Annotated in this window: 7 protein-coding genes; all 7 read left to right on the forward strand. The window is 69.5% G+C overall.

Features of this window, described 5'->3' with window-relative positions; all coding sequences use genetic code 11:
• The first annotated feature begins 540 nt into the window (after positions 1–540).
• The 7 genes from HII36_RS14225 (at position 541) to HII36_RS14255 (ending at position 8,389) form a co-directional block, all read left to right on the forward strand.
• Positions 541–1,653 (forward strand): DUF2637 domain-containing protein, encoded by a 1,113-nt coding sequence (locus HII36_RS14225; protein WP_173523625.1) that lies wholly within the window; start codon positions 541–543, stop codon positions 1,651–1,653.
• Complete coding sequence (locus HII36_RS14230) at positions 1,650–3,863, forward strand: cell division protein FtsK (protein WP_173523626.1); 2,214 nt, start codon at positions 1,650–1,652, stop codon at positions 3,861–3,863. The genes HII36_RS14225 and HII36_RS14230 overlap by 4 nt, the downstream gene beginning before the upstream one ends.
• A gap of 143 nt (positions 3,864–4,006) precedes the next feature.
• Complete coding sequence (locus HII36_RS14235) at positions 4,007–4,225, forward strand: hypothetical protein (protein WP_173523627.1); 219 nt, start codon at positions 4,007–4,009, stop codon at positions 4,223–4,225.
• Positions 4,226–4,326: 101 nt separating this feature from the next.
• Positions 4,327–5,244, forward strand: coding sequence for a bifunctional DNA primase/polymerase (locus HII36_RS14240; RefSeq protein ID WP_173523628.1), 918 nt, complete (start codon positions 4,327–4,329; stop codon positions 5,242–5,244).
• The gene (locus HII36_RS14245; protein WP_173523629.1) at positions 5,241–6,578 is read left to right on the forward strand and encodes a YfjI family protein; all 1,338 of its coding nucleotides are present in this window, start codon (positions 5,241–5,243) and stop codon (positions 6,576–6,578) included. The genes HII36_RS14240 and HII36_RS14245 overlap by 4 nt, the downstream gene beginning before the upstream one ends.
• A 210-nt stretch (positions 6,579–6,788) precedes the next feature.
• The gene (locus HII36_RS14250; protein ID WP_328807709.1) at positions 6,789–6,986 is read left to right on the forward strand and encodes a helix-turn-helix transcriptional regulator; all 198 of its coding nucleotides are present in this window, start codon (positions 6,789–6,791) and stop codon (positions 6,984–6,986) included.
• Positions 6,986–8,389: a tyrosine-type recombinase/integrase gene (locus tag HII36_RS14255; protein WP_173523630.1), complete on the forward strand. Its 1,404-nt coding sequence runs from the start codon at positions 6,986–6,988 to the stop codon at positions 8,387–8,389. The genes HII36_RS14250 and HII36_RS14255 overlap by 1 nt, the downstream gene beginning before the upstream one ends.
• The last annotated feature ends 468 nt before the right edge of the window (positions 8,390–8,857 follow it).

Genomic DNA, 8,857 nt, shown 5'->3' on the forward strand with positions numbered 1-8,857 from the left:
CTTCCAGTGCTCTGACTGCGGCAATCGCTCGCGCAGCGCCATCCGCTGCCGCCGCTGCGGCACCAGCCGCCAAGTGGAGGTCTGCACCTCCCACGGCACTCGCGGCCTGTCCGGCTGCCGCCGGTGCCGCATCCTCGTCCGTTCCCAGTCCGGCCGCTGAAGGAGGAGCCATGCATCACTCGCCTTGGCCGACCACGCGCTGTCCACGTTGCTCGGCACTGCTCGACGGAGGACCCGTGCAGTTCTACTGCTCGCCCTGCCGGCGAGCGGTGTTCGCCGCGGACCTCGACCACGAGACCCACGCCCCATCGAGGAGGGCCGCATGATCTCAGTCCTGCTCTACCTGTTCACGTTCAGCGCCGGATGGCTCGCCTGCGAGCTCGTGCGCATTGCCCAAGAACGCCACCGCCTGCGTCAGGCCGCACGCTTCACGGTCCAAGCGGCGGGGTCACCGGACATGGTGCTTCGCGCCTGGTCCAGCCACGTGGCGAACCGGTGCAACCGGCCGGGCTGCCCGCAGTGCCGGAGGCGGTGGGGCCGATGACCGCGGCCGAAACCATGAGCTGCGGGCCGCGCCCGCTGACCGAGGGGGAGCACACCGCCGTCTCGGTCACGACGGCCGCCGTGGCCCTCCTGGGACTGTTCGGATTCGTCATCAGCTTCGCCACCGTGGCCAGGGCCGCGGCGCCGTCCTTCGGGGCGATGGCCTGGATGGTGCCGCTCGGCATCGACCTGGGCATCGCCGTCTTCTCGGCGCTGGACATCGTCCTGGCGCGGCTCGGCATGCGGATACGCGTGCTGCGGCTCGTCCCGTGGTCGCTGACGGGGGCGACCGTGTACCTGAACGTGGCGAGCGAGAGCACGCTCTTCGGGATGGTCGCGCACGCCATGCTCCCGCTGCTGTGGGTGGTGGCCGTGGAGGTGGGCGCGTACGCGGTTCGCAAGCGGGCCGACCTCGCCAAGCCTGACCGCATGGACTCCATCCGGCTTTCCCGCTGGCTGCTGGCCTTCCCGTCCACGCTCGCACTGTGGCGCCGGATGGTGCTCTGGGAGATCCGTTCCTACCCGAACACGCTCAGGCGCGAGCGTGACCGCATCCTCGCCCGCACCGACCTTCAGGACCAGTACGGCTGGCTGTGGAGGTTCAAGGCCACTCGTCGCGAACGTGCCCTCTACCGGCTCGGCGAACTCGCACCTGAAGGCGTACGACTCGTGCCCGAGACCAAGCGGGCAGCCTTGCCGAAACCCGTCATCACCAGGACCGGACGGAAGGGCCGGCGGCGCCCGCCCGCGGCTCGCGGTGACGTGGACGACCTGATGCAGCTCGGCTGGCAGATCGCCACCGATCACCAGGCCCAGGGCGTGCAACTCACCCGGGACCGGCTCCGCGACGCCATCCGGCAGACCGGCCGGTCGATCTCCACCGACCGCGCCGGAACCCTCCTCGCCCGCCTGCGGACCGAGGCTCCACCGGACCGGCTCCCGACCGCTGACCCTCAGGCGGACGGACCGCAGGGCTCGACCGCCGGTCCGCTGCCGGACGAGCAGCGGTCCGACCACTCACCGCAGGGCGCGGCCCCCACTCCGCCAAGAACAGTGGCCGCGCCCCGCACCCCGGCAACCGTCAAGGCACACGAGGTGTACTCATCATGACCCACGATCCACACGAACCCGGCAGGCGGCCGGTCCCCGGACGCGAGCTGGAGGGCTTCGAGTGGCCCGACGCGGAAGATGAGGGCACGGCCGAGGTCGTTCCGCTCGACTCCCGTCGTCGTGCCCGGCCGGCCGAGGAGGTCCAGGACGAGGACGAGTTCTTCGACCGCGAGACGATCGCTGTCACCGATCGCGTACTCGGACCGCCGGTGGACCCTCCGGACGAGGACGTCATCCCGCAGGCCACCCGGACCGCACAGCGCAGGGCGCCGATCGTCCCGGTCTGGCTGCGCACCTGGCAGTCCGTCCGAACCATGGTCGTCTGGCAGGCCCGCGACGCGGGCTACGTCCTCGGCTACCACTGCGTGCGCGCGCCGAAGTACCTCGCCAAGGTGCTGTGGTACGCGATCCCCGGTCTCTTCATGGGCATCGGCCGCGCGCTGCACTGGGCGACGGCGGAAGAGGGCAACTGGGCGCTTCGCCAGTACGCCGCCGATCGCAACGACGCCGAGACCTGGCTCAAGCTGGACAAGCAACGTCAGCGGCAGTCCCGCTGGCGCTGGACGGTCCTGCTCACGCTCAGTGTGCTGGCCCTGGTCGGGTTGCTGGCCTTCCTGGTGGCCGACCTGCCCGACTGGGTGTGCCTCGCCACGTTGCTCGTCGCCGTACCGGTGCTGGCGCGGTTCGGCCGTCCCAGCGACAGGCCCATCACGGACCGCGTGAGCGAAGCCCCGCGCTATCGGAAGCTCACCGCCGAGCTGGTCCGCCGGGCATTGCTGGCCTGCGGCATCTCCGGCATCACCCAGGCCGTCAGCAAGGATCCGAACGCGATCAGCTTCCCGCAGGAGATCCACCGGGACGGCCCCGGCCACCTGGCCATCATCGACCTGCCGTTCGGCGTCGAGGCCGCCGAGGTGGTGGCACGCCGAGGCCGCCTCGCCTCGGCCATGCGGCTCCCGCTGGACCAGGTCTGGCCCGAACCGGCCGCCGGCCACCCCGGACGTCTCGCCCTGTGGGTCGGCTACGAGCCCGCCTCGCAGATGAAGCAGCCGCCCTGGCCGCTGCTGCGAGACGGCCAGGTGGACGTGTTCAAGCCGTTCCCGTTCGCCACGACACCACGCATGGAGACCGTCGACGCCGAGCTGGTGTTCCGCAACTGGCTCGTCGGCGGACAGCCCGGCTCCGGCAAGACGTTCGGGCTCAGGCTCGCCGTCCTGGCCGCCGCCCTCGACCCGCGCGCCGAGCTGCGCATCTACGAGCTGAAGGGAGTAGGAGACTTCAAGGTCCTGGAACCCGTCTGCACCGAGTACGGCAACGGCTTCGATGACGAGACGATCGCCCGGTGCGCGGCGATGTTCGCCTGGCTGTACAAGGAGTGCGAACGCCGCTCCAAGCGCATCGCCCACTACCACGGCCTCGGCAAGGCGCCCGAGAACAAGGTCACTCCTGAGCTGGCCTCGCTCAAGGGCTCGGGACTGCACCCGCTGATCGTGGCCGTGGACGAGGTCCAGGAGCTCTTCCTGCACCCGCAGTACGGCAAGGAAGCCGGGGAGATCTGCGAAAAGGTCATCAAGCTCGGCCGCGCCCTGGGCGTGATCCTGCTCCTGGGCACCCAGATCCCGGACAAGGACAGCCTGCCGACCGGCATCACCCGCAACGTCAACACCCGCTACTGCATGAGCGTCGCCGACCAGGTCGCCAACGACATGATCCTCGGTACCTCGATGTACAAGCAGGGATACCGCGCGACGGTGTTCGAGCCGGTGACCGACGCCGGATGGGGCATCCTCGTCGGCCTCGGCAAGGCTGCCGCCCGCCGCTCGTACTACCTCGACACCCGCGACGCCGAGAAGGTCATCGCTCGCGCCATGCGGCTTCGCGGCCTGGCCGGCACTCTTCCCGAACCCGGCACCCAGGCCCGCGAGGACGCGCCGGTCTTCGACGTCCTGGCCGACCTCGCCGAGATCTGGCCCGCCGGGGAGAGCGCGGCCTGGAACGAAGCCCTGTGCGCCCGCCTGACCGAACTCCGGCCCGACGTCTACACCGGCTGGAAGTCCGAACAGCTCACCAGCGCGCTCAAGCCGCACGGCCTGCGCGTGGGCGACATCGGACGCCGCATCGACGGCAAGCCCGTCACCCGACGCGGCATCCGGCTCGACGACCTCACCGGGGTCATCGCCGAGCGTAACCGCCAGAAGCGTTCCGGCTGACCCATCGCCGGGCTGCTAGCGCTAGTAGCCGACCCTGCTAGCGCTAGCACCCCCGCTAGCACCCGAAAATATGCCCTGGCCAGGCCGTTAGCGCGCTAGCGGCCCTCCTCGACCACGCCAGAAAACCGGCCCGGGAGGCCATCGTGCACCCTGCCCTGCTCGCCACTATCGCCCTGTTCGTCAGCACGCTCTGTTACGCCTCGCGGTGCTACCTGAGCCCGTTCGGAAGCTGCCGCAAATGCCAGGGCAAGCGCCGTCGCGGCCCTCGTCACTGCCGCCGCTGCGACTCGACCGGCCTGCGCCTGCGCGTCGGCCGCCGCCTCTGGAACTACGTCCGCCACCTGCACCACGACGGCCGCTGACCGTGAACGGCCCCGGCGCACAGCCACCAAGCACGACGCCGGGGCCCTTGCCCCAACCGATCAACGGCCCCGCGGGGCCGACTCAAGGAGCAACCACCAGCATGACATCTCGCCCACCCCATCAGCCGCTGCCCTATGCGCTGGCTGCCGCCGCCCGTGGCTGGCACGTCTTCCCGCTCACGCCGGGGGACAAGGTGCCGCTCAAGGGCTGGAAATGGAAGGAGCACCACACGACCGACCCGGACACCATCCGCCGCTTCTGGACCGGCGCCGCCTGCAACATCGGCATCGCCACCGGCCCGTCCGGCCTCGTCGTCATCGACCTGGACACCCCGAAGGACGGCGAGCAGCCGCCACCACCATGGGACCTGCCGGGTGTCAACGACGGCGCGGACGTCCTGGCCCTGCTGTGCGAGCAGGCCGGCCAGCCGCTGCCGCTGGAGACCTTCCAGGTCAGGACCCGGCGTGGAGGCACCCACCTGTACTTCACCGCTCCCGAAGGGCTGACGCTCGGCAACACCTCCGGCGTCAAGGGCCAGGGACTGGGCTGGCTGATCGACACCCGGGCCTGCGGCGGCTACGTCGTCGGGCCGGGCAGCTTCGTCGACCTCCCGGACGGCACGGGCTCCTACGAAATGATCCACACCGCCGATCCAGCGCCGCTGCCGTCCTGGCTGGCAGAACGACTCACCCGCTCGGACCACGACCACCAGCCGGTTCGAGTCTCCGACGTCCTGGCCGCTCTCGGAAACCAGTCCAAGGGCTACGCGACGACCGCACTACGCAACGAGCTGCAGCACGTCCTCGACGCCCGGCCAGGCACCCGCAACCACACACTCAACGCCGCCGCCTTCGCCCTCGGCCAGCTCGTCGCGGCCGGCCTGCTGCCACACCGCCTGACCGAGGACGCCCTGCACACCGCCGCCCAGGCCATCGGCCTGTCCTCCCGAGAGGCGGCAGCCACCATCCGCTCCGGCCTGACCGCCGGAGCACGCCAGCCACGCCGGGGGATCGCATGACCAACCCGCTCGACGCCAACACCATCCTGGAGAACCTCGACGCCCATGCCGCCATCACCCGCCTGCACCGCGACCAGTCCGGCGACCTGACCATCGGCCTGCCGGTCCCGCCCCCGGCCGCCGATCCGTCGATGTTCTACGGCCTGCCGGGGGAGCTGGTGCAGGCCGCCGATCCGTCCACCGAGGCCGACCCGGTCGGCGTCCTGATCTCCGCCCTGGCCGCCTGCGGCGCGGTCATCGGTCCTGGCCCGTTCGTCCAGATCGGCAACACCCGTCACCCGCTCCTGATCTGGCCCTTGCTGTTCGGCCGCACCGGCTCCGGCCGCAAGGGCCAGGCCACCGACACCGCCGAGATCTTCCTGCACCACGCCGGCATCGGCTACGCAGACCTCTGCGTCACCGGCCTGTCCTCGGGCGAAGGGCTGATCGAGCGCATCCGCGACCCCGACAGCCCGGATGACCCCGGCGGCACCATGGACAAGCGCCTGTCGGTCACCGAGCCGGAGTTCTCCACCGTCATGGCCCGCGCCAAGCGCGAGGGCTCCACGCTCGGCACGATGCTCCGCCAGGCATGGGACGGCCGCACGCTCGCCGTGCTCACCCGCAACGCCTACCGGGCCTCGAACCCGCACATCGCGATCATCGGCCACATCACGCCCAAAGAGTTCCGCCTACGGGTTGCCGAGGCGGACATGGCCGGCGGCTCCTACAACCGCTTCCTGCCCGTCTACGTCGAGCGCTCCAAGCGCCTGCCCATCCCGGAAGGAGTCGCACCCGACCTGCTGGCCAGTCTCAGCGGCAGGCTGCACGACGCCATCAAGGCCGCCCGCCAGATCAAGCGCATCGCCCTCGACGAGGACGCCCGCGCCTTCTGGTCGGCCGAGCTGTACGAGGAGTTCACCGCCGCAGACGACGAAGACCACGCCTGGACTGAGTTCACCCGCCGCTCGGCCCCGTACTGCCTGCGCATCGCCGCCCTGTACGCCGCCCTCGACGCCCGCACCCACATCACCACCACCGACCTGGGAGCAGCCGCAGCGCTGGTTCGCTACTCGATCGCCTCAGCCGTGTTCGTCCTGGACAAGCAGATGCGAGACCCGAAGATCGACCGCATCCGCCGCGCCCTCGACCAGGCCGCTGACACTGGCCTGACCCGCTCGGAGATCAGTGGCCTGTTCTCCCGCAATGTGCCCAAGCAGACCTTGGACGAGCTGCTCACGAGCCTGACCGCCACCGGCCAGTACGAAACCTTCACCACGCCCACCGGCGGCCGCCCATCCGTCCGCTACCGCCGCACCAGTCACGACGAACAAAGAAGAAACAAGCCCTCATGACCCACACCGCCAAACACTCAGCAGCGAAAACGCCCATGTCGAAGGACAGCCCTTCTTTCGTCCGCCACGAACGAAGCCGATCACCACCATCCCGGCTCCACCACGCGCCGGCCCGTTCTTTCTTCTTCTTTCGTCCTGATCAACACCCGGCCCACAGCCACCAAGCACGGGGTCGGACACCCAACCGCCTGATCCGCAAGGAGACGCCCATTGGCCACCGGCCTCAACCAACGAGGAATGCTCACCCTCGCCGACCTCTGCGCCGAACTCCAAATCTCTCGCTCGACCTTCTACGACTGGCGTGCCAAGGGCCGCGCCCCGCGTTGCCTCAAGCTCCCCAACGGCGACCTCCGCATCCGCCGCACCGACCTCGACCGCTGGCTCGCGACGATGGAGGAGGCCGCCTGATGAACGACATCACCTACGACGTACGCGTCTACAAGACCGAGGTCTACCGAGGAAAGACGACCACGACCTACTACGTCCGCTGGAAGGTCGGGGGCAAGCCCTGGCGCAAGCCGTTCCGCAACGCGGCTCAAGCCGACACCTACCGTGGCGAACTGCAGTCCGTCGCACGCAGGGGAGAAGCCTTCAGCCGGAGCACCGGCGAGCCGGTCTCCTGGAGCCGCACCCAACGCGCCGACATGAGCTGGTACGACCTCGTCTGCAAGTTCGTCGACATGAAGTGGAAGGCCGCCGCGCCGAAGTACCGCCAGGACATCGCCCGCGCGCTCACCGCCGCCACACCGGCCATGTACAGCACGACGCGGGGCAAGCCCGAAGACCGCGCCCTTCGCACCGCCATGCACCGCTGGGCCTGCAACAGCAAGCAACGAGACGAGGCGCCCGAGGAGACCGCTGACTTGCTGCGCTGGCTGGCATACAACACCAGGCCGGTCTCCGCCCTCACGGACGACCCCGGCCTCGTCCGCGACCTGCTGGACGCGGCCACGTCCCTGCTCAACGGCCAGCGTGCCGCACCGAACACCGTGCGCAAACACCGAATGCTGCTGTCCAACGCCCTCGACTACGCCGTGGAGCTCAAGCTGCTGCCCGCCAACCCGCTCAAGACCTTGAAGTGGAAGCCTCCGGCCGGCTCCTACGAGGTCGACCGGCGAAGCGTCGTCAACCACACCCAGGCCAAGGCGCTGCTGGCCGCGGTGAAGGCGCAACAGCCCAGCGGTGAACGCCTCGTCGCGTTCTTCGCGCTGATGTACTACGCCGCTTTGCGCCCTGAGGAAGCGATCAACCTGCGACGCGACAACATCACCCTCCCACCCCTCGTCAAGAACTCAGAGTCCGGCGAGATTGAAGAGCCTGCGAACGCCTGGGGCGAACTCCATCTGATGAAGGCCGCGCCCTACTCGGGCCGGGAATGGACCGACACGGGCGCTCCGAGAGAAGAACGCGCGCTCAAGCACCGAGCCGCAGGCCATGGTAGAGCGGTGCCGATCCCGCCGCCGCTGGTCCGCATCCTTCGAGTGCATCTCGCGGAGTTCAGCAAGGGCCCGGACGGCCGAGTTTTCTACGGAGTGCAGGGCGGCGAGCTTCCGTTCATCACGTACCGGCGCGCCTGGCGCGCCGCGCGGAAGGCGGTGCTGATGGAGAAGGAGTTCGCATCTCCTTTGGCGGCCCGGCCGTACGACCTGCGGCACGCTTGCGTATCGACCTGGCTCAACGCCGGCGTTCCTGCTCCGCAGGTGGCCGAGTGGGCAGGGCACAGCGTCGAGGTGCTTTTGCGCGTCTACGCCAAGTGCATCGTCGGCCAGGACGAAGCCGCCAAGCGCCGCATCACAGAGGCGCTGATGTGACCACATGCAGATGGGAGAGGCGGCTTTCAGCAGCAAGGCCGCCTTTCCCAGCCGCATCAATCCCCGCATGCGTGGGGAGCACTGCGGGCCGCTTCTCCATGCCGCGGATGGCTCGGGACCATCCCCCGTGCGAGGGGAGCGCGGCCCAGCACACCGCTCGTGCACGTTCGCTGGGTGGGGACCATCTCCGCGTGCGCGGGAGCACGTCAGTGTTCCGTTTGTCCGTCTTGAGACCTGCGGGACCATCCCCGCGTGCGCGGGGAGCACGCACCGCCCGGCAACCTGACCGCCGGCCTGGTGGGACCATCCTCGCGTGCGCGGGGAGCACATCGCGGCGGTGGGGTCACGTCCACGGACGTGGTGTATGAATCGATCTCCGTGTGATCCTGTTTCTGCAGGTTAAGCGGTGAGTGTCTGCGGAAGTGTGTCCGTGCTCGGTGTGTCTCCGGGAATCACCCGGATGCGGGC

Source organism: Nonomuraea antri, from assembly GCF_013283785.1.
GTDB classification, from domain to species: domain Bacteria; phylum Actinomycetota; class Actinomycetes; order Streptosporangiales; family Streptosporangiaceae; genus Nonomuraea; species Nonomuraea antri.